This window comes from Myxococcus sp. AS-1-15, from assembly GCF_020037055.1.
GTDB classification, from domain to species: domain Bacteria; phylum Myxococcota; class Myxococcia; order Myxococcales; family Myxococcaceae; genus Myxococcus; species Myxococcus fulvus.
In genome coordinates this window covers 62,171-85,898 of the sequence record NZ_JAIQDF010000022.1, presented here as the reverse complement: position 1 = coordinate 85,898, position 23,728 = coordinate 62,171, and the positions used below count along the sequence as shown (strand labels likewise).

The following is a 23,728-nucleotide window of genomic DNA, read 5'->3' as shown; positions in this document are numbered from 1 at the left end:
ACTCTATCGGAATAAGACTGCTCCCTCCAAATCCGTATACCGCAGAGAAGCACCCGTCAAATCAGCACCAGTAAGATCCGCCCTAAACAACTTAGCATACCCCAACTCTGCATTAACCAACCTAGCATTGCGGAACGATGTCTCAACAAGAAGGGCTGCCGTAAAATCCGCACCATTCAGAATCGCAGCATCAAATCGTGCTCCAGAAGCGATTGCATCCGTAAACATGGCCCTGGGGGCATTGACGCCGACGAGAGATGCGGACACCAAATTCGACGACTGAAAGAGCGTGCCCTCCAATGTAGCCGCGTCTAGCCGCGCGTAATCCAGACGAACCCCTACAAGGTCGATCCCGGAAAGGTTCAGTCCCGACATATCGATTCCCCGCAGGTCGGCATGGGCATCAATCTCAGATGCGCCGGGAAAATCATGCATGAGGCTCAACCACAGACCCGATTTCAATCTCTCGAGCACCAGGCACCTGAGATGCTGCCCACTTTCAGTCGTCCATCTTGTAATTAGCTCTTGAGGGGTCATCAGTTCTTCCCTGGATTCTTCTTCCATTCACGAACAAAGAGCTTGCCGCTTACAGATTTCTCTACCTGTCCATATCGGAGGATCTGGCTGGGCTCAATTCGCGATGGTATCGCAAATTCTCCCTCTCCTCGGACTGGATTACCCCCAAAGCCCCCAGGATTCTTCACTCGTCCATCCAGGAGAGCATTGACATCCCACGTCAGAACTCCCTCAAGTTCGTAGACCCAACCTCCCTCTCCAGCCCAATAAGCTGCTCCATTACCATCTGGAGTTGCAACCATCTTTGTGGTTCCTCGGAATGCAGAGTTCCCGCCCTCCGTTACATGATTCCAGAGGTCCCAATTAGTGCCGCCCGCAGGTATTCCTTCTTTCAAGGCTACCTCCGGCGGAAATTGGCTCGTACCGTGGAATCCACCCGAATAGGTCCCTTCCACCTGCTGCCCATTCGGCAGGATCGCCTTCCGCTCAGTCACCGGCCGTCGGTCTACAACAGCCTCTTCAGGTGCAAGATTCCACGCTTCAGCGAGAGCGTCATTGATTTCGGCATCCGAAATATAGCTCTTTGGTGTCGGTTTCCCACCCTTGCCAAAGAGAATGGGCCCCTTTCTGCCCGCGGCCTCAAATCCTCCAAGCACCACGATGCCCATTTCACCGATGGCGCCCGCACATTCCGCTCCTCCGAGTAGTCGTGCATCGGAATTCAGGGAGCTGTCTAGCGCTTGGCCGCATCCCTCAATAGCGCGACCAGGCGCCATTAAAAGGCTCGCGAGCATCTGCTCTCCATTGAAGACCATGTTGGGAATGCCTAGGGCGACACCACCAGCAAACTGCGCCCCCGTGGTGGTGGCTGTTCCTGCAATTACGTGCCCCTGGTCAGCAAGCTTCGCGCCTTCATTCACCGCCCGCTTATTGAAGTCCTCCTGATAGACACGGACCTCCTCACCCGCCCACTTCTTGAATCCACTGTAAGCGAAAGCCAACGACATGGACGGCAGTGGCACTGGCAACCCATTCTCGCCAGTTGGATCCACATACCTAAGCGGGTTGTTTCGAGCATACCCCCAGGGATGCAACTCATTCGGCGTCCCCAGGAAAGCCCCCGCCCCCACCGGGTCCTCGGACAAGAACCGCCCCGTGGCCGCGTCATACCAACGCTGCTGGGCGTAGGTGAGCCCACTCTCCGCATCCCAGGCGTGGCCCGTGTACCCGATGCTGGCTTCACCGGCGACAGGGCCCGTTCCGCCACGGTACCCGCCCCAGGCGTCGAATTGGTACTGAGCCGAGAGGCTTCCGTCTGTCTTGACTCGCCCCACCGCACTGCCGAGCCCGTCATGTAGCACGCGCTCACCACCGGCGGACACGACGTGGCTCCCCAGGTTCTCGTAGAGCAGCCGGCTGGCCCCCGTGCGTTCCTCCACCAGCCCCGAGCTGTCCCACAGATACTCCGTGGCGGGACTGCTTCCGACCTGCTTGGAGCGGCGCAATCCATCGAAGCCGTACCGGTACTTCACCTGGGTAACGCCCGTTCCACCTCCGGCCCCCTCCGTCGGATGGTCCACCTGTGTCAGCCGCCCCGCCGCGTCCCAGCCATACTTCGTCTCAGGCCCGTTCGCGACCACCTTCCCCCTCGTGCGCCCCGAACCATCCGTGGTGAACGACGTGACCAGAGCGCCGTGCTGCTCGATGCGCTGGAGCACTCCGACTGCGTTGTAGCCGTAGGCCCAGTCCACCTCCGGCATCACCACTTCGGAGAAGCCGCGCTCGTCCAGGTTAACCGTCGACGGCAGGTTCGCCGCGCGCTTTTCACCCAGGCGCAGCCCCTCGGCAGAGAGCTGGTACAGCACGCCTTCCCGCTGACTCTGGCTGTCCGCCGGGTAGCGCACGCCCGTGAGTCGATCCGCTGCGTCGTAGCCGTACTCGGTCAGCTGCTCCGCCATCGCAGTAGCGGTGCCACGGAAGCGCTCACTCTTGCGGTTACCCCGCCCATCGTACTCGTACTGGAACCATGTCAGCGCCGTGGAAGGCGACTGCGCGCAGCCCACCTCGTTCGTCAACGTCGTGGCACGAACCGACGTCAGCCGCCCCCGGCCGTCGTAGCAGTGGTTCTCCACCACCTGCCCCTGCGGCCCCTCGTCCGCAATCCGGGCCAGTCGCTCGCCACCCGCCTCGAAAGCGACGCTCCGAGAGGACTGGAGCAGCGAGCCGTCGAACGTCTTCAGCGAGTTCACGCGAGACAGCGTGTCGTAGCCGTACTCCACGACCCGCCCCGTCTCCGTTCCGCGCCGCGACATCCGTCGGTGGAGTCGGTCACTCCCCGACACGTACTCGTACTTCACGAGGTCGCCTGCGCGGTCGACCTCCTCCAGACGGTGGCGCCCGTCATAGGCATAGGTGTTGAGGACGTCAGCCTGGCCATCCCGGCCCTCTCGCGCGCGCAGCAGGCCATCCTGGCCATCGTACGCGTAGGCCACCTCGGACAAATCCTTGTAGGCCTGCGTCGAGGCCCCTGGCTGGAACTTCTCCAACGCGACTCGACCACGGCCATCCGGGAGCGCCACGACGATGTCATCGTCCGGATTGGTGCGCTCCGAAGCCCCCTGGATCCACTTCGTCATCCATACCGACTCGCCACGCTTCCGATAGCTCTGGCGCCCCAGGTAGTCGTACTTGAACTCCTCCAGCGCCCCCACGCTTCCAGGCGGCCGGATGCTCACCAATTGTCGAAGCGCGTCGTACCCATATGCAAAGGTGCCCTGCCCCGGCGCCGTCGTGCCGCGCAGCTCGCCCAGCGGCCCGTAGTCGAAGGTCCAGTCCTTCCTGTCGGCAGTCCCATACCCCTTCGCCACCGACTTCAGGAACCCGCCACTGTCGTAGGTGTACTTCGTCGCCACCTTCTCGCCGCCCAGTCCATACGTCTCGCGCTCCACCAACCCACGGGGCGCGTAGAACAGCTCACGCTCGCGACCCGAGGGCTCCGTCACCTTCCGAAGCTCGCCGTCCAGCCGGTACTCGAACGCCGTGGGCTCCGTGCCGAAGACCTGGCGGACGAGCAATCCTTCGTCATAGGTGAAGGTTGTCTCGGTCGTGCCCGCGGGCGCGGCCATCACGAGCCGGCCATCGGAGTCATAGCTCCATTCATCCGTCAGACCGCCCTGCGTCCGGCGAATCAGATTGCCGAGACTGTCCACCTCGAGCGTGAAGTCCTGCTGCCGCACGGACACGGAGGTCGTGCCCCGCTGGACCACGTTGACGGTCCGTCCGTTCCAGGGGCTCTCGGTCACGTACTCGTAGGCATGCGCCGAGGACTCGACGCTCCCCGTCCAGTGCTCACGTACCTTGCGCGAGCGGCCCCGGTCGTCGATGTCCTCCCGCTCCAGGGTGGACACCCACGCGCTCCCCGGAGCGCCCGCCGTCGACTCCGTCACCACGCGCTTGCGCAGCCACGGCCCGTCGTACGCAAGCACCGTGGTGAGCGTGTTCTGGCTCTCGGGAGCCACACCCTTGTCCTCACGCACCTCCTTGAGGAGCTGGTGACGCGCGTTGAAGAAGCGGATGGTCTTGCGGCTGAGTGGATCCGTCTCGACCTCGGCGCTGTCCGGGACCGTCCCGTCGGCCCCCTTCGCGCCCTTGACGCCATACGCATACGTCCAGGTCGCCCCCAGGGTGTTCGTGCTGGTGGTCAGCAACTTCCGGGAAGTCAGCCGCCCGAAGGCGTCGTACTGGAACTCCCACACGTCATCCGTACGAGGCCCCTGCGTGTGGCTCACCCGCCAGCCGGGGTCCACGACGAACTCCGTGATGGCTGCCGGCGCGTCGGCGTTGCCCGGCTCCTCCCTCTTCAGGAGATTGCCCACAGGGTCGTAGTGCAAGAGCGTCGTTTCGTCCGTCGGCGTGGTGATCGACGTCACATTGCCGCGCGCATCGTAGGTGTACCGGGTGCTGGCCTGGGCCCCATGCACCCGGGTGACCTCCTTCATGATGCGGTCCGCCGCATCGATCTCCTGCTCGATTCGCTCGAAACGAACCGAGGCACCCGCGGCTGGAATCCTACGGACGATGATGACCTTCCGGCGGCCATTCGTGTCACGAGCATCCTGGTACTCGCGTGTCTCCTCCAGCCTGAGGGGCGTGGCGCCTGACTGCGTCGTGCGCGAGTAGGAGGTCAGTCGTCCAAGCGCGTCCTTGTACTCGAACGTCTCGGAGCTCCCCATGACGGTGTCGCTCCGGCTCGTGACGCGCCCCATCGCGTCGTATGTGACGGAAGTGGAGACGCCCCCCGGCAAGCCCACGCTCTGGGTCGAGGTGGTGCGACCGAGTGGGTCTGGCTGCATCGCCAACACATGCTTCAGCGCCAGCCCACCAAAGGCATGGGAGATCGGCCTGCCACTGAAGTCGCGGCGGATCTCCTCGGACTCCCGGGCGGTCATCGCATCCGCACCCGTGTAATCCCAGTGCACGGGCCGCCCGAAGACGTCGTACCCCACCTTCGTGACCAGTCCATTCTGGTCGATGACACGGCGCGGGTTGCCGTCCGCATCCAGGTCCTCGTACTTGACCTCGTAGGTGCCAGCGACCGGGCCCGTGGTGTCCCCCGCGTGGGTGAGCTTCACACCCGTCAGCCGACCGCTGTCGTCGTACTCGTACTCGCGCCTCACATCGAGCGCATCGACGGAGCTCACCGGACGCCCGTTCCGCAGGTAGGTCACGCGAAGGGACTCGGGCCAGGACGCATCCGACTGCATCTTCCCGTAGCGAACCTTCTCCAGCACGGTGACACCCGCGTGCTCCCCAGCAAGTTCCTCCTTCGTCTCGATGGTCCGGGAGTGCTGCACGGCGGGCATCGTCTCCGTGAGCGTCACGGCCCGATTCGCCGGCTCGTAGCGATAGAACCACTCCTGGTCCGGCTCACCCTTGACCTTGTGGCGCAAGAGGCGCCCCACACTGTCGTAGCTCCACTCCTGGGCTGCGCCAGTCTCCTCGACCGTGGAGCGGGTGACGCGGCCATACCGGTCGTAGACGAGCCTGTGGGTCAGCGTCCGCAGCGCTGTACTGGTTGCCATCGGATGGGTGATCTTCACCACCTGCGGCAGGCCGAGCGCACTCGGCTCCAGGTACTCCACGGTCTGCTGGATCGCATCCACCGCGTTCAGGAGGATGCCCTTGCCCCCCGTATCGTAGTTGCGAGTACCGGAGTCGTAGACCTGCGTGTTGGTCGCGTCTCGCACCGTGACCTTCGCCAGCGTCCCCTGGAGATTGAGCTGGGTCGTGACGGTATTGACGCCCGACTGCTCCGGGAAGGTGCTGATGTTCGCGACACCGAACCGCTGGCTGACGTCGTCCGTGTAGCGCCGGTCGACCAGCGCCGTATCCACCGCGACGCCCGAGACCCCACCATCCGGCAGGTTTGCCGGGATGGACTTCACCGTCACCTTCTCCAGGCGGTGCGAGGCATTGATGGCGTACTCGAGCTTGAGCTCGTTCGGCAGGGTGATGGTCTCCGGGGAGATCTGCGCGTCCTTCCAGACCGTTGTCTGGGCAGGCGCCGAGCCCACCTTCCGGCTCGTCACGCTGCCGTAGTGATTCAGCTCGTACACGACGGCCACAGCATCCGGCCGCGTCACCGTGCGCTTGCTGGCCGAGGCGTCGTAGGCCACCCGCAGCGGGTCCGGCCCCTGGCCCGACAGCACCGCCGAGTCGATGACCTCTTCTTTCGGCACATGGTCATACGTCTCCGACGTGCCGGAGCTGGCGTAGGTCGTCACCGACTGGTCGAAGAAGTCCAGCGCATCATCCGGGTCGGGCTCCGAATCCGGATGCGCGGTCAGCTTGAACCGCGCGGTCCTCAGCTCGTTGGCGAGCCGCCACCGCGCATATCCTGACGTCCCCTCGGGCAGCGGCGCGTACTCGTACACCCACGCCTGTCGCGGCAGGCCCGTGGGACGCTCCGCGCGCACCAGGTTGCCATGACGATCATGGCTGAGCCGCACCCGATGAAGGGCGACGTCGGTGTCGAGGTCCTCCAGGTCCGCCGGCACATCCTGCCGGTAGTAGATGCCGACTTCCGACAACAGCTCCAGCCCCTCGATGCGGGCCCGCACCTTGAGCCGCTCCACGTACTTGTCAGGCAGCGAGCCCCCGAAGATGTCCCGCTCCGGGAGGATGGGCTCATAGGTGAAGACCAGACTGAGCTGCCCCGGCTCCCGCGTGACGCGCTCGACCCGGTCCGTGTCCCCGACATAGGTGATGAGCGTCCACCCCTTGTCCGGCTGCTGCGGCTCCTCCGGCACCTCCTGGCCACTCGCGAACCGCGTCAGCACCCAGCGCCGGCTCCCCTGGTCCGTGGTGAGCTTCGAGCGGCGGTTGAACTGGTAGCGCACCCCATCCTGGGACATGAACTCGACGTCCGGCGTCCCCTGCGCCGTCACGCCGACCCGCAGCCTTCCTCCGTGCGCCGTGTCCGTGCGGCACCCCTCCGCCGTCCTCTCGACGGGGTCGATGGTCTCGCAGTCCGGGAAGTCATAGGACTGCCCACCCATCACGACGGTGTAGCGGCCGAGCGACTCCTCGAAGACGAAGCCCTCGTGGTTGTGCATCCAGCCCGTGCCGGTGGGCCCGGTGACATTGTTCTGGTTGTTGTAGGTACGAACGAACCGGACCGACTCTCCGAACTGGGGAATGGAGAAGTCCTCGTACGACAGCGCGAGGTTTCCACCGGCCAGGTTGATGCCCTCGACCTTGCTCTGGCCCGGCGCGCGGGCATTGACGAACGTGTAGCGGCCCACGGGCTCGCCGAGCTCGGTCCGTTGGACCGGCGGCGGAGTCATCCATGCGAACAGCGGGTCCTGTTGGGTCTTCAGCACGAGCACGTTGCCGCGCCGCTGAGCCCCCATCATCGTGCCCACGTCGGTCGGGACGCTCATCGAGAAGCGTCGGGCGTTGTTCGCACCGGACTTCTCGAGTTGGACCAGCGGCCCGCCTCGACCTGTCTCATCGAGAATCTTGTAGGAGGGACGCTTGGCCCCTTCCGGCTTCGCCGGATCCACGGGGACCCTCTCCACCTCGAGCCGCGCGTGCTTCAGCAGCGCGTCCCCGGTGCAGGGCTCGGCCTCGCAGATATCAATCGTGCCCCGGGAGAACTGCTCCGGCTCGAGCGCGAAGTAGACGACCGCCCTGTCGGAGATCGGCTTCCCATCCGCGGTGGTGACTGGGGAGGCCCGGGACGTTCCCGAGGGCTCCGGCAGGGGAGACAGGGACTTCTCGACGGTGTCCTCGCCTCCGGCCGTGACGTAGTCCGTGCGCGGAGAGATTCCGTGGAAGTTGAAGCGATAGAGGACGTTGTCCGCGTTCCCGCTCAGGAACAGCTCGAAGTACACGATGTCCGTGGCGGACAGGACCTCGGGCAGGTATTCGCCCACACAGGAGCCGCTGAGCTTCTGGTTCTCCTTGTCAACCTTCACAGGGCAGTCGATGCCGAAGTCGTCCGAGCCCAGCCGCAGCGTGTACTCGCCGCTCAGGGTTCCCGCGCGGCCCGGCTGATCCGGCTCCTGGAACTGCTCCAGGAGGAAGTCGTACGCGAGGTCATCCTCGGACGCGCTCGGCCGGTCCTCGTTCGTCAACACGCGCCCCGGCGTGCCCGCGTCCGCGAGGTCCACGCCCGTGTTCGCGGTGATGACCGCAGAGCCCCCCATCTGCAGCACGCGGAACTCGTGCTCTCGCGCCAGGTCGTAACGCTCCAGCGCCGTGCCGTCCGCCTCGCGGTGCCGGTAGACGTTCTTCAGCCCCACCGCGAACTTCGGCAGGCCGAGCACCGGGGGGTCTTCTGGGCGCAGCACGCCGTCCGCGAAGTCCGGCGGCTTCGAGCTCTGCTCGCTCGGCTGCAGGAAGCCGTCGTCATTCTCGTCACGGTCCAGCACCGGGTGCCCCACGACGTGCAGGTAGTAGTTGGCCCGAGGCAGCGCCCCCACCACCACCGGCTGGCCCGCATCGTTCTCGTAGGTCAGCGACGCCTGCACCATGGACGTGTGGCGGCCCGGCCTCACCGGGAACGCCACCACCGCCGGCTCTTCCACCGACGTCTGGGTCACCCGCACGATGCGGCCCGCCAGGGGTGGCACGCCCGCCGGCACGTCCACCACCCTCGCCGACCCCGCCGCGCACTGGCCCAGCACCCGCTGCGCCGAGCCCTCCGGCAGCTCCGAGCAGAAGACCTCCAGCGCATGGCCTGGCGTCCCCCAGTCGCGAATCACGCCCGGCTCGCACACCCCGCCGTCGGGCAGGCGCCCTGCGTCCTGGCACCAGGAGTCCGCGTCGAAGCCACCATCCGGCAGGCCCGCGTCCAGCGGCGGCGGACCGGCGTCATGGCCCCCGTCCACGCCGCCATCCAGGTCGGACTCCAACGTCTGGCGCACGCGCCAGTGCGTGGACACCTGCAGGAAGTCGTCGCGCGTCGTGGCCGCTCCGCCGTGGCGGATGAGGCTCGGCCTGGGCGCCACCTGCACACCCTCCGGCGTCGTACGCCGCGCGACGCGGACCTCCAGCTCCGGCGGGTACAACCGCAGGTCCGCCGGAATCCCCAGCTCGGCCTGCGTGCACCGCGACAACGTCAGCGTCTCACCGTACTCGTCCACCTCCAGTGGGCCCGACGACTCGTCCAGCGGGCACGTCCCGTCCTCCCGGCGCAGCACCCGGTTGATGCTCGGCACGATGATGGTCCGCATGCCCGCGTAACCCGTGGCATGGTTCACCGCGAAGACCACCAGGCGCTCACCGGGGTTGAGGCGGAGGTAGTTCGTCCGGTTGTCCTGGCAGTTGGCCTGGTAATAGGCCCAGTCCGGGTCGTCCGAGCCGCCGTCCCCCAGGCCCGCGTCCGTGGCCAGCGTCCGCTCCAGCTCACGGCAGCGCTCGCGAGCCATGCGCCGGATGTTCGCGGCCGGCCCCGTCCGCACGCGGGCGTAGTACCCGTGCGGCTGCCCCTTCTCGAACGCCCCTTCCTGCGCGCACGCCGGCTCGTTGGGTTTGCCGGTGGTGAACGTGGCGATGGGGTTCGCCAGGTCGTCCTCGCGGAAGAAGTGCACCTCCGTCTTCTTCACGTCCTCCGCGGCGATACGGACGTAGTCGCCTGTCTCCGGGTCCACCTCGGCCGTCTCTGCCGAGCCGACACAGGTGCCCTCGAGCGCCATGCCGTCACGGCCCATGAACGTCAGCGAGCCGTGCAGCATCCGCACGTCCACCAGGATGTCCGCGCGCGTGGAGCGGCCCGGGGACACCCAGAACGTCTGCGAGCACACCGGGAACTGGTAGAGGACGGGCTCGTAATGCACCACCCCGTCGGCGCCCACGCGCTCCACCATGCGCGGGCCGGTGGGCACCTCCGTGCAGGCAATGCCCATGGACTCGCCACCCAGCGACACGATGGGCGTCCCGTACCCGCCCTTGTCCCCAGTCACCGAGACGTAGCCAGTGCCCGGTCCCGTCACCGAGACCCGCAGGCCCCGGAAGCGAACGGGGCTGTGCACCGCCTCGTCATCCGCTTCGTTGAAGGTGTCTATCGTCTTGCGCAGCGTCAGCCGCACAGCAGGACCGGCATCCGGGTTGGACGTGCCGTCGTGCTTCAGCTCCGCCTCCAGCTTGAGCACGCGGTGGCTGGAGCGCGAGTAGGCCGTCAGGGTGATCTCCGACGTGCCCAGCGGCAGTTGCACGTTCGGCGCAAGCGCGGCCTCTCCCTCGTACTCCTCCGTCGTCCAGGACTCGCCCTCGGGCGGAGTGAGAACCTCGCCGCCCGGCCCCTTCGCCTCCATCACCAGCCGCACCGTCTCCGGGTTCTGCGAGTCGTACGGGTCCGAGGACTCGAAGCGGGCGGAGAAGTCGAGCGCCAACGTGTATGGCATCGACACGAGCTTCGACGCCGCCGCGCCGAAGTCCGCTTCGGTCGGCTGGCGCAGTTGGAGCGCCAGCTGCCGCTCCAGCGGAGCGCGCACGAAGCCCGTCAACGCGGCCGGCACGGAGTTGTTGAGGATCGTGTCCAGCGCCGAGTACCCGCCGTAGAACACCCCGCCGAGCTGCGCGTGCGCCTCGCCGATGGTGAAGGCCGACAGCAGGTGCTTCCAGGCCGGCATGGCCGGGCCCCGGCTACCCGAGGGCAGGCGCAGGCCCAGCCCACCGTCCGCGGGCGAGCTTCCACCCGCCCCGAGCGCCGCCGCGACCGCTGCGCTCTGCGCGTCCGTCAGCGGCATGTAGCCCAGGAACTCCACCGAGGGCATCAGCAACGGTTGGGTCGAGACGACGAGCGTCTGGCCCGGTCCGCCGGGGACCACCCGCCCGAAGCCCACGCGCTCCAGGACATGGTCCTGGGGGTCATATGCGAGCAGCAGTGCATACCGCCCCTCCGGCAGTCCCGTGAGGTTGGGCATCCGCAGCGTGGCGGGCTTGTCCAGCCGCAGGCCCGAGGGGCCGACCTGCCACAGCGACGCGAGCGCCGCCCGGCCCTCCATGGGGACGGGCAGCGCATAGGAGGGGACCTCCGTGGCCGTGATCACCCCGTGCGTCCGGCCATCCGGGAAGGACAGCCCCCCCGCCTCCGTCATCTCCACCGAGAGGCCCGGGTGCCGCCCCGCGAAGTCGAGCGTCAGGGTGCTCGGTGCGTCCACCATCTGCGCGGACGTCAGGTCCACGGGGGTGAGCGGCAGCGGCAGGTCCTGGGTGTCGCCTCCCTCGGTGACGACGAGCCGGCGGCGCACCATGGGCAGGGTGCGCCCGTCCGACGTGACGCCGCCCTCATAGCGCACCACCATCGCCCCCCCACGGGGAGCGAACAGCGCCCAGTTGCCGTCCGGGCCGGTGACCGTGGACAACCCCAGTGCCTCCAGCGTCACGGACACGCCGGCCAGCGGGCGGAAGTCCGTGTCCGTCACGATGCCGCGCACGCGCGTGAGAGGCCTGCGCACGGCGAAGTCGCTGGTGAAGGACGCTGTCATACCCACGCTTCCGGCATCCGGCGGCCTCTCTGCCTCCAGCCCGGAAGCCTCCACGCGCAGCCGCGCCCCCTCGGGCAGCGGGGCTCTGGCGATGAAAGTGACTGTCTGCGCCCCCGGGGCCACGGAGAAGCCGCCGGCGAGTCGCTCGGACTGCCCCTCCACCTTCACGGTGATGCGCTCGTCCAGACCCTCGACGCTGATGGGCTTGTTGAACGCGAGGCTGATGAGCGAGTCCGGCTCCACGTCCTGCGCCCCCGGACGGGGCACCACGCCCGTCACCGCGAGCGGCTCCTTCAGCGCGTCGCGGTAGCGCACCCGCACGCTCGCCGAGCGGCTCATGCCCGCGTCATCCGTCGCGACCACGGTGATGGTGTTCTCTCCGAGGTCGAGGGCGTAGTGGGGGACCTCGTACCGGTTCGTCTCCCCGATGCGAATGGCCTGTCCGGTGCCGACACGGACCGTCACCGGCCGCAGGCTGTCGACTTCCACGACGACAGGAATATCCCCGCCCGGAGCCTCGCTGCCCTCCACCGGCGACAGGATGCGGACGACCGGCCACGAGGCCTGCGCCTGGAGGACCAGGTTCCGCTCCGTGACATGGCCCACGACGTCCCGGGCGACGATGCGGACGGAGGTCTGCGCCCCCTCCCCCATCGCCAGCTCGACGGCGTGGCTGAACTGGCCCGCCAGAAGCTGCACCGGCGCGCCGTTGATGGTCAGCGAGACCAGGTGCGGCTCACCCACGGTGCCCCGGACCCGATAGGGCGACGCGAAGACGATCGCGGGGCTGATGCTGGGGTCGGTGATGGTGAGGGCGGGCGCCGTGCGGTCCATCACCACCGTGCGCCGCGCGGTGGCCGTGCGGCCCAGCGCGTCCGTCACCTGGAGGTGGAGCCGGTGCTCGCCATCCCCGTTCAAGACCAGCGAGCTGGTGAAGTCACGACCGATGATGGGCACGTTCACGCCCGCGACGGTGACGCGAAGCGGGAGCTTGCCTCCCTCCACCCGGCCGGACACCACGACGTGGTTCCCACCGAAGACGCCCTGCTCCTCCGGCGACTCGACCACCAGCACGGGCGACGGCTCGGGCGTGCCCGGGCCCGCGTCCACGCTGGCCACGGGGCCTGCGTCGGACGTGCCGCTCCCCGTACCCGCATCGCGAGCAGCGCCGGCATCCGAAGTACCCGCGTCCCGGGTCCCCGCGTCCGGAGTGCCCGCGTCCCAAGTCCCTCCATCCGAAGGCGGCTCGGCGCGGGTGACGGTCCGCACCTCCGTGCGGACCAGGCCATAGCGGTCCGTCGCGGTGATGGTCAGGGTGTTCGAGCCCAGCCCGAGCGGAATGTTCGCCGTGAAGGCTCCCTGGCCATCCAGGGGCACCTCCGTCTCGCCGATGGACACGATGACGGCGTTCGCTGGGTCGCCGCTCCCACCGGGCGCCGCGGTACCGCTGACCGTCACCTCTTCGGTGGTGAGCGTGGCGCCATCGCTCGGCGTGGTCACGACCAGCGTCGGGAGGATGACGTTGGAGCGCACCACGCGGCTCATCGATACCGAGTTCCCCAGGTCATCCCGGGCCGTCACGGTGAGGGTGTTGGAACCGGGCACGAGCGGGACGGTGAGCGAGAAGTTGCCCAGGCTGTCCGCCTGGACGGAGGAGGTCCCCACCGTCACCGTCACGGGCGGAGACAGGTCCGTCGCCGTGCCAGACACCGTGACCTGCGCCTCGCGGATGCGCCCGCCCTCCTCGGGCTCCGTCAGGACGAGCTCCGGAGCCGTCATGTCTCGGAAGACGGTCACGCGGTGGTTCGTGACGTTGTCGCCCTGGTCCAACACCTCCACGTCGATGACGTTCGCCCCCTCGACCAGGGCGAACGTGGCGCGGTGGTTCCCATCCGCCCCGCGCGCGAAGGTCGTGGCGCCCGAGCGCACGGTGACCTGGCTCAGGTTGTCGGTCGCCTTCAGCACCACCTCGACCGACTCGGCCTTGACGTGGAGGTCGTCCTCCGGACTCACTCGCTCCACGACGGGGTCCGTGAGGTCCACCGTGAACGACAGGGAGGCCTGCGCCTCGTTGCCCGCGCCATCCTTCGCAGTGACCACGAGCGTGTAAGCGCCCTCGTCCGAGACGGTGGACCCGTTCACGAAGTCCTGCGTCCCCAGCTTCGCAATGGCCGGGGGCCCAGGGTGGTCGTCCTGCACGGTGTAGGTGAGGGTGAAGGGGCCTCCTCGGACCTGGCCCGGCGAAGCCCCCGAAATGGAGATCTCCGGGGGCCTGCGGTCGACCGTGAACGCAAGGGTCCTGCGCTCCTCGTTCCCGACGTCGTCCGTCGCGGTGACGACGAGCTCGTGGTTGCCCACGCCCACCGCCATCGGCTCGCCGCTGCGAACCTCCGTGCTGCCATCCAGACGTCCGACGTAGGTGATGGGCCCCGGCCCGTCATCCGTGGCGCTGAACACCGGAGTGAGGGTCTCCGCCCTGGTGAGGGCGGGGATGCCCGTCACCACCAGCGACGGAGCCGTCTGGTCGATGGTGAAGGTACGCTCGAAGACCGCGACGTGGCCCGCGTCGTCCCGGGCCTGAAGGGAGAACAGGTGTGTTCCCGGAGCGGTCACCGCCGTGCCGCTCACGTAGTCCACGCCATCCACCTTGGCCGTCCAGGTGTCCAGGTGGGGTTCCACGATGGAGTACACGATGGTGACGGGCGTACGGCTCCGGAGCACCTCCAAGCCCGTCACCTCCAACCGCGGCGCGGTCCGGTCGATGGCGAAGCGCACATCCGGATGCGTCGCGACGTTGCCAGCGCGGTCCCTCGCGGTGACGCGGAGCACGTAGTCCTGCTCGTCCACCAGCGCCGTGCCACCCGCGAAGGTGTCGCCATCGAGCGTCGCGGTCACCACGGGCGGATAGCTGGACAGGTCGTTGTCCGTGGCGGTGAAGGCCGGCGTCACGCTCGCCACGTCGAGGATGTCGCCGTCCTGGACGCCCGACACTGTGATGTCCGGCGGCTGGGTGTCGATGAAGATGCGCCATACCCGCGTGGTGGTGAGGCCAACGGCATCCGTCGCCTGGAGCGTCAACGTGTGCCAGCCCTCGTCCTGTATGAAGGGGCCCGACCCCACCGGCACGCCATCCAGCCAGGCCTCCGTATGGGTCGAGGTCAGGTCCACGGTGGACCAGCTCGCGAAGAACGGGACATTCGTCGCGTGGTCCCAGGGCTTGCCGTAGAGGTTGAAGTCCGGCGGAGACCGGTCGATGGCGAAGCTCACCGTCCGGGTGGTCATCCGGCCCGCGCCGTCCGTGGCCTGGATGAACAAGGAATGCCAGCCCTCCTCCGTCACCTGCGTGCCACTGGTGTAGGGCTGCCCGTTCAGCGTCAGGGCCAGGATGACGCCGTTGGAATCCGACGCGGTGACGACGGGGGTGAACGAGGCGGCGTTCGCCACCTGGCCATCGCTCACGCCGCTCACCTGGATGGAGGGGGGCGCCGCATCGACGAAGAAGCGCAGCACCGCCGTGGAGGTCAGACCGACGGCATCCGTCGCCTCGACGACGAGGACGTGCCGGCCTTCCTGCGAGACCTGAACCCCGCTCCGCGCGGGTACGCCGTCCAGCCACGCATCATAGGTGGTGGCGTTCTCGTCCGAGATGGACCAGGTGAGGACGGCGGGCGGCGTCACGGCCGCGTCCTGGGCCGTGCCGAAGGTGATGGCCGGCGGCGTCACGTCCGTCGTCACCACGGCGGCGCGCGACTGGCCAGTCGCCGAGCCCCCGGCGCTTTCAGGCTCCGGCGAGCGCCCGCACCCGGCGAGCGCCATGAACAGCATCCCCACGACCACGACATGGCGAATCATCGACGAACGCCCCCGTCCGTCTGGCTGGCGACCGGAGAGGTCCCCAACCGCTCCGGGTAGGTCTTCACGTCGATGCGCTCCCGGAGCTCGACCAGCAGCCTCGCCTGGACCTCGCGGCGCGCCTCCGCCTCCAGCTTCCCCCGGCTCTCCTCGAAGGAAGGCACCACCGTCTTCACATCCTCCACCGCTTCCACGAGGTGGAGCCCGTAGATGGAGGCGAACGGCTTGGAGCGCTCCCCTCGCCCAAGCTTCGTGGCCTCGTCGAAGAAGCTGCCGTCCACCTGCCCCTCCATCACCGGCCCCAGGTCACCGCCCCGCGCGGCGCTCACCGGATCTTCGGAGGCCTCGCGCGCCACCTTCTCGAAGTCCTCGCCGCCCACCAATCGCGCGTAGATGGCGTTCATCCGCGACTGCGCCCGGGCCTTCGCCTCCAAATCACCAGACGGGACGTTCACGAAGATCTGCCGCACCCACACCTGACGTCGGGCCAGCGAGTTCCTTGTGTCCTCGTAGCGCTTGCGCAGCGCCGCTTCCGTGGTGACGACCGCCTGACGGCGTTCCATCAGTTCCTGCGCCAGCACCTCACGCTCGGCGGCCGCCAGGCGGGCCTTCACCGCGTCGTCCTCCAGCAGTCCCGAGCGGCGCGCCTCCTCCGCGAGCAGCGAGCGCGTCACCAGCGCGTCCAGCGCATCGGAGGGCGAGGCCTGCTCACGCACGCTCACGGAGCCGAGCCACGCGGCCACATCCGCCTTCGTCACCTTGCGCTTGCCGACCTCAGCAACGACCTTCGGGTCGTTGCAGCCGACCAGCATCAGCACGGCCAGCGTGAGCACGAGCCGGGGCACGGCAATCACCAGGGCGGAGGGCGAGGACATGGGGCGCGGGCTGTGACTCATGGGGGTGAAGGACTCGGGAAGCAGCGGTGGGACCAGCGGGCTCATGGGGCGGGCACCTCGCGGATGCCGAGCGAGAACGGTCCCTGGTCCTGCGAGGTCTGGCCGTCGACGACGATGAGGATGGGCTGGCGCTCCTCGAGGTCGAGCACCAAGCGGCTGGCGCCCGGAGTGACGCCGCCCTCGACAGTACATTCCAGCAGCTCCGCTGGCCGGCAGGAAGGCGGGTAGACCGCCAGGAGCGTGTTGAAGCTGGAGTTGTTGGTGTTGAGCTCGTAGCGGCCCGCGGCGGGCGCCACCCAGAGGAACACCTTCTCCGGCGCGGAGTCCTCGGGGGAACTGCACTGCGAGGAGATTGCCCCCGAGCCCGAGGTGACGTCGTCGACGAAGAGCGGCAGGGGCCCGGAGGGCAGCTCCGTGGCCTCCACTCCCTGACACAGGGCTGTCTCGCTCTGAACCCCGGGCCCGAAGCAGGCCGGGTCGTCGCTGTCGATCTTCCCGTCGCCGTCGTCATCCCTGTCGTTGCGACACGGCAGGCTGGGAGGCTCCGTCTCGTCGTTGTCCAGCGGCGACTCGCACCCCGGGTCCGCGGGGTAGTCGACGAGGCCATCGTCATCATCGCTGATGCCGTTGCTGCACTGCGTGGGTGCCTGGATGGTGAGGGTGAACGGCCCCACCCTTCGGTCGGTCTCGACCACGAAGACGATGTGCTGCCCCTGCTCCAGTTGCAGCTCCCGGGTCAGCAGTCCCGCCCCATCGGTCAAACCACACGCGTCGCCGATGACGTCGCCGCTGCAGCCGCCACTCCTGATGCTGAGGAAGGCCTCTGAGTCGGTCTGCAGCGTCACCTGGTAGTGCCCTCGCATGGGCGCGACAAAGTCGTAGACCTTGTTGGGACTGCTCGATTCCGTGCAGCTCCACCTGAGATCCCTCGAGCCCCCAAGCGACCCGCTGACCACGATGGGGAAGGCCCCGGTCGCGATGTTCTCGCCGCAGTAGCGCTCGCTGTCGTCCGAAGCACTCCGGCACTCGGGGTCATCGCGGTAGTCGTTGAACCCGTCGCCATCGTTGTCCGTTGCATCGGCGCACTCCGGGACAGGCACCGGGTCTGACTCGCTGTTGTCGAACGGGTCCGTGCAGCCCGGATCGTTCGGGTAGTCCCGGAGGGCGTCCTCGTCCCCGTCGTTGTTCTCGCCGTCGTTGCACTGCGGTGTGCCGCAGGAGTACCCGGGCGCATCCGCGTTGGGTAGACACCGCTCGGAGGAGTGACAGATTGCCCAGGGGTGCGAGGGGTCGCACGGGGCACCCGACGCCAGCTCGTGAGCGATCTCGAGTGTCGCGACCCCCGCGCCCTCGGCCACCACATAGACCGTCTCCGCCGAGTCCAGGTACACGTCGGCCTCGATGGGCGCCGAGCCGGTGCCGGCGTCCCAGGAGGAGCCATCGTCTGGCAGCTCGCACCCCATGTCCCGGAGGTCGCGGCCGCAGGCCGTCCGCAGCGAGAGCGCGGTGATGTGGTTGTCTCCACGGACGTTCAGATGGCCTCCCTCAGGCACCCGGATGCCAACCACCCGGTCGACGGCACCGGGAGTCCCACAGCGGAGCTGCTCGTCATCCGCCGCGGTGGTGAAATCGAGCTGAACGCGGGTCGCGCCATTCGCTGAGAGCTCATTGAAATCGATGGGCGCCGCGCAGCTCTCGCCGTTGCCAGACTCCGAATTCCCGCTCGCGCTTCCACAGCCGGGATCCGCCGGCCAGGTTCCGTGGCCGTCCCCGTCCGGATCACCCGTGCTGCTCGGAGCGCACTCGGGCGTCGGAGTTGGATCATCCTCGCTGTCGTCATCGGCCGACGCGCAGCCCGGGTCATGCGGATAGTCCACCAGGCCGTCGACGGCCGCGCCCGTCTCGTTGTCCACGCCGTCGTCACACTGAGGCACGTGGCAGCGGTGCTCCGGTATTCCGTCGGGCAGTGACGCGCCCGTCGGCAGGCAGCGCCCGCGCGCACAGGTGAAGCTGGACACGCCAGGCACGCACCGCGCGTCCTTCCCCAGCGCCGCGGAGCCGATGGACACGCCCCGGAAGTCGGGCAGCGCCCCCAGGAAGACGCGGGCATTCTTCGACACGTTGGTGACGGTGTACGAGTAGGTCTCGGGGGTGGTGCCCTGCCAGTTGAGCGAGCACTTCGGCGCCCCCACCGCGTTGCAGGTCCCCGCCTCCATCTCCTGGACGACCACGAACGGCAGTTTGTAGGGCTCGTGCCAGGGGCCCGTGGTGGAGGCATAGAAGGTGGCCCGCTCCACGGGCCCATCGAACGGAAGCTCGAACCATGCGCCCTCTGTGAGCGTCAGGCCACAAGCCTCGAACGCCGGACTCAGGGATTGCATCATGGGCTTGAAGTGCTGACCGGCGAAGATGGGCACCGCGGTCTCACACGTCCTCCCGGCTTCCTCGGGGAACACCTGGAGGCGGAGCTCCGTTCCACCGACCAGCCCCGGGTAATCCGTTGCGCTCGCGACGAAGCGGAGCGTCCCGGGCGCGGTGGCCGTATGGGGTTGCGTGAACTCGACGAACTTCGTCTCGGTCCCATTCTCGGACCACGAGGCCAGGGTGACGACGCCACCGTCGGACTGCTCCACGGCCAGCTCCGCCGCCGACAGCCGGAGTTCGTCGTAAGCGCTGGCCTGCACGTTCACGGTCGAGCCCACCAGGGCGTAGCTCGCCGACGCGGACAGCTCGAGCTCGGGGGGCTCGTTGGGGCTGGCCATGACGATTTGATCGGAGGCCGTCACAGCATCCTGATCGTCGCGCGCCGTGACCACCAAGCGCAGCGACTCGCCCTCCATCAGGATGACGTCTTCCACGCGGCTGGTGCACTCCTCGCGGCTGGGGAAGCACGACATCGCGGAGCCAGGGAACGAGCCCCGTGGGCTGATGACGTTCACCTGCAGATCGGCCACCAGATGCACACCATCGGTCGCCGTCACGCGGATGTTCACCGGGTAGCCCGCGGGAATCCCCTCCAGGACCGAACCTCGGTTCTCGACCTCCGCATAAATGGCGGGGCCAGGGTTCGCGTGCACGAACTGACAGAAGGACCGTTCGCTCTTGTGGCCCGCCCGGTCGGTCGCGACGACGAGCAGGCACACGAAGTTCCGGCCTCCCATCGATGAAAGCCGGGGAACCGTGTACGAGCCAGTCAGAGGGGAGCCCCCGGACTTGAGGAACTGGCGGGTGCCTCCCTCGACCTGACCCTCCTCGATCCACCGGCCCCCCACGACGGAGAAGACCTCCAGCTTGTCGAGGTCGTTCTCCACGTCTGACGCGCGGAAGTCGTACGCGTAGGTGCCGCCCTCCTGGGCGTCGTACGGGAGACTCGAGTACGCGTAGATCTCTGGCGCATAGCCATCCGGCTCCACGACATAGTCCCGGGTCCTCTCGGTCGGCGCATTGCCGGCGAAGTCCTCGACCACGGCCTTGAGGCGCACGGTCTTCCCCAACAGGTCCGGAGAGAGCCGGAGGGTGACGGGGAGCCAGTACTGATTCCCGTTCGCCACCAGGTTGGATGCGGACGCCACGAGCGTCCCATCCACGTACAGGCGCAGCGTCGAAGGGCCATCGTCCCTCGCGTAGAGGTTGAACGTGTTGACGAAGGGCAGGATGCGCAGAGGCTGCGTCGGCAGCTCGCTCAGCGTGGTGGGCGCCCCCAGGTCCACGCTCAGATACAGGGCGTGGGTGATGGTCGCCTGCCTCCCCGTGCTGTCGACGGCGGTGACACTGAGCACGCCGTCAGGCAGCGGTGAGCCGAAGGCTGGCAGGCGCAGCGTCCCCGCGAACTGCTGCGAGTGCGGCAACGAAGGCCACAGTGAACCGAGGACCGTTCCATCCAGGTGGGCCGTCACCGTGTACGGAGGCAGTCCGCCCGTCACGCTCACGCTCAGGTTCAGCGGCTGCCCTGGCTTGTAAGGCACGTCTGGGGGAAGGCCGTTGAAGCTCACGACCGGAGCCCCGGTCGAGGTCGACCCGAGCACCCGGAGGCTGAGCGCCGGCGACAGCGACTCGACGCCGCCCGCGCCCCGCGCACGCACCTGAAGCATGAACCGGGTCGCGGGGGTGGCCGATGCCGGCACCTGCCAGTACGCCCGAGGCTCCTCGGTGTCCAGTCGCAGCCAGGGCTGTCCGTTCACGAGCAGCTCCGCGTCGTCGACGCGCAGGCCCGACACGAGCGCCTCGAGCGTGATGAGTTGACCCGGATTGACGTCGAGCACCGGCGTCGCGGGCACCAGCCGCGCGGAGGGCGCGACCCGTTCGTCCGGCGCGGGGAAGATCTTCACGCCGCCCGCACCGGCCGCCACGACCACGAGTCCGCCCACGAGGCGCGCGTCCCTGGCGTCGTCCACCGCCAGCCACGCCACCCGTGCCGGAGTCGTCTCGCTCGTCAGGTCCCAGGCCTCCACTCCGGCTCCGGTGACGACCAGGGCCAGCCGTCCGGCCAGCCGGATGCGGAGCACCGGGGCGTCCGTCCTGCCCACGCCACGGAGCACGGGCACGGCACCGCTCAGGTCATGGACCTGGAAGCCCGTCACGTCTCCCGTCACGGCGAGGTCCCCATCCAGGGCGACCGCGTCCACGGCCGCGCCCGGCACCATCGTGCGCAGCGCCAGGCCTCCCGTCGGGTCCAGCTCGACCAGCGCGAAGCCCACCGAACCCAGCGCCACCACCGCGCGGCGCTCGTCACCCGACACGTCCACCGGCGCCGCCGGCAGCTCCAGCTGCCGTGCATCCTGCGCCTGCGGAAGCGTCATCGAGGACAGCCGGCTCGCGCCGATGGCCCACAGCCGCCGCTGGGCCGCATGGAACCGCCCCACGGGGCCCAGGTCGTCCAGGCGTGTGCGCCGATCGACATCGCTCGTGGGCTGGAGGAAGGAGCCATCACCCTGCTCGACCCAGACCGCGAGCCGGTCCTGGCCGAGCACGAAGACGTCGTGCCCCACCTGCTCCACCTGGCGCGCGGACGCGCCCTCGTGGAACGTCTGCGCCACCACGGGCGCCGCGGGGTCCACCAGGTCCAGCAGGCGCACGCCATTGCCCGAGGCCACCAGCGCGCCGCGCCGGGAGGCCACCAGCGCCGTGGCGTTGGTGTCGAAGGAGCCCAGGGCCTCAGGCGACAGGGCCACCTGGGGCACGTGCAGCGCCCGCAGGTCGAGCCCCGACGCGGTGGTCGCCACCAACAGGCCCCCGGACACCGTGAGCGACGTGGCCACCAGCGGCTCCACGGCGACCACCCGGAGAGCCCGGGGCTCACGCACGTCCACGATGCGCAGCAGCCCGTCCTCGCAGGACAGGTAGGCCATTCCGCCCGCCACGGCCAGGGCCCGGACGCCGGTGCCCAGGCCCAGCTTCTGCCGGGGCAGCCACATGTCCAGCGGCAACAACTCCAGCGCCTCGCTGGTCCCCACCATCAAGACGTCGCCGGTGAGGCGCGCCGCGCGTGGAGTCCCCTGCACCGCCCAGGTGTTCCCCATCACCTCCCCGTTCAGGGGCAGGACGCGGACCGAGCCGGTGCGGCCGGTGACGAGTGCATCCGGGTTCAGCGCCAGGAGCACTCCGTCGTCCAGGAAGCTGCTCCCAATCCCGGGACGCCGCGGGTCCGACAGGTCGACGCCCTTGACGGAGTTCTGCTCGGACATGACGACGACGCCAGCGCTCGCCACCGCCAGGGCCGGCGACGACACCGCCGCGTTGCCCTGGAAGCGGGGCTGCTCCGGCGTGGTGATGTCCATGACATCCACGCCCGCCGCTCCGCGTGAGACGACGAGGAGGTTGTCGGAGAAGGCGACGCCCGTGGGCTCGCTGGCATAGGGCAGCGTGGCCAGCGGCGTGACGGACGGAACGGGCCGGTGCGACAGTCGTCCGAGCACCACGCCCGTGGGGGTCGTGACGGCGACGAGGTCTCCACGCAGCGTCAGCTTCCCGGCGCGCGCGAACGCCCCACCGGAGACGCTTCCCGCATCAGGCAGCACGGGCGCCACCACCCGGAGCGTGCGGATCTGGGTTGCCTCGATGCCGTTGCGGTCCTTCGCCTTCGCCACCACCTGGAAGGAGGTGTCCACCCGCGTGTTCCCGGGCACCTTGAAGGACAGGGTCGTTCCACCCGAGGCCACCAGGTCGCCTGCCAGGAACGCCTGAAGCGACAGCGACTCCACGCCGACCTCGTCACTGGCCGACAGACGCGCCAGCACGGTGGTTCCGGCGACGACCGTCTCCCCAGCGGGCTCGACGACGAACTGCGACGCGCCGATGACTGGCGGCACGTCGTCCTCCACCACCTGCACGCACAGTGGCGCGCCGCTGCTCGAGACACGCCCGTCCTTCGTGACGGCAACCGCTGTCAGCTTGACGGCCCCAGGGCACGGGCCCTCGTTCAGCTCGTTCGGCCGCGGCATGCGCAGCAGCACGACAAAGGGCGCGCTGCTGACGAGCTGCTGCTCCTTGCCATCAACGGAGAAGCGCACCTGCGCCACATCCGACTCGCCCTCGAGGAAGACCGCCTTCACCAACAGGGAGGTGCCCTCCGGCACCAGGGGCCCCTCGTTCTCGAACCGGGCCAGGGAGAAGGAGGGGCCGGCCTGCGCCCCGAGAATCTGGATGGGCTGCTCCCAGACCGCTCCCTGCATGCTCCGGTCGTAGGCGATGGCCCTCAGGACGTAGTCCCCTGCCGGGCGGCGCTCGGCCCCCAGCAGCGGCACAGCCAGGTCCACGGCGAACGTCGGCGCGATACCCTCGGCGCTCGCGACGACGGCTCCGCCAGCCCCCGGCGTCGCCAGCTCGACGACCACCCGGTCCACGCGGGCCGGCTCGGCCGGGACGGGCACCACCGACAGGTGGGTGTCCTCGTAGCCCGAGGCGGGCGCCCGGAGGGCCACCAGCGCGGGCCCGCCATCCGGCGACCCCAGCGCCACCGTGGCCGAGGCACTCACCCGGTTGCCAGCGTGGTCGCGCACGTGCAGCGTCAGGGCCGCCGACCCGCCATCGCGCGGCATGTCCACCGCGCCCGGCAGCCGGCTGTCGAGCACCTCGACGCTCCGCCCGTCCAGCCGCAGCTCCGCGGTGTAGGCGTTGAGCGCAAGGCCCTCGTCGTCCTGCATCGTCGGCGACAGCAGGAGCCGCGTGCCGGCCACGCCGCCATCCGGCGCCCCGAGCGTCACCATGGGCTGGGCCGGGCCACGCGCCAGCGCCAGGCGGGAGATCGCCCGCGCATCCGCCGCGAAGAGGTCCCCTCCCGCGATGGCCACATGGCCCACGACCGCTGGGAAATCACCCGAGCCCAGGGGGTAACCCGCATCCGGAACCGGCGTCGAGGCCGCGTCGAAGATGCGTGCACCCCGAGCTGTTCCCACCACCAGCCATGGCCCGAAGGCCGTGGCCGACACCGCGGACGAGTCCAGCGGCAGCGTGCCCAGGGAGCCCGCCGCG

At 68.6% G+C, this 23,728-nt stretch carries 4 protein-coding genes (1 of these 4 only partly in view); all 4 read right to left on the bottom strand.

All coding sequences use genetic code 11. The annotated features are described in order from the left end of the window. Window positions 1-3 precede the first annotated feature (3 nt). Tightly spaced (each overlapping or abutting the next), the 4 genes in view from K8625_RS39410 to K8625_RS39390 form a layout consistent with a single transcriptional unit that may run on beyond the window. Window positions 4-564, bottom strand: a complete 561-nt coding sequence (locus K8625_RS39410) for a pentapeptide repeat-containing protein (RefSeq protein ID WP_223785609.1) — start codon at window positions 562-564, stop codon at window positions 4-6. After that, window positions 537-15,362 carry an RHS repeat-associated core domain-containing protein gene (locus K8625_RS44330; protein ID WP_305070938.1) on the bottom strand — a complete coding sequence of 4,942 codons (14,826 nt, stop codon included), beginning with the start codon at window positions 15,360-15,362 and terminating at the stop codon, window positions 537-539. The genes K8625_RS39410 and K8625_RS44330 overlap by 28 nt, the downstream gene beginning before the upstream one ends. Then, the gene (locus K8625_RS39395; RefSeq protein ID WP_223785608.1) at window positions 15,359-16,303 is read right to left on the bottom strand and encodes a peptidylprolyl isomerase; all 945 of its coding nucleotides are present in this window, start codon (window positions 16,301-16,303) and stop codon (window positions 15,359-15,361) included. The genes K8625_RS44330 and K8625_RS39395 overlap by 4 nt, the downstream gene beginning before the upstream one ends. After that, window positions 16,300-23,728, bottom strand: the 3' end of a protein-coding gene (locus tag K8625_RS39390; RefSeq protein WP_370642030.1) for an IPT/TIG domain-containing protein. Its footprint extends 24,650 nt past the window's final position; the window shows 7,429 of its 32,079 coding nt (coding positions 24,651-32,079); its start codon lies off the right edge, out of view; the stop codon is at window positions 16,300-16,302. The genes K8625_RS39395 and K8625_RS39390 overlap by 4 nt, the downstream gene beginning before the upstream one ends.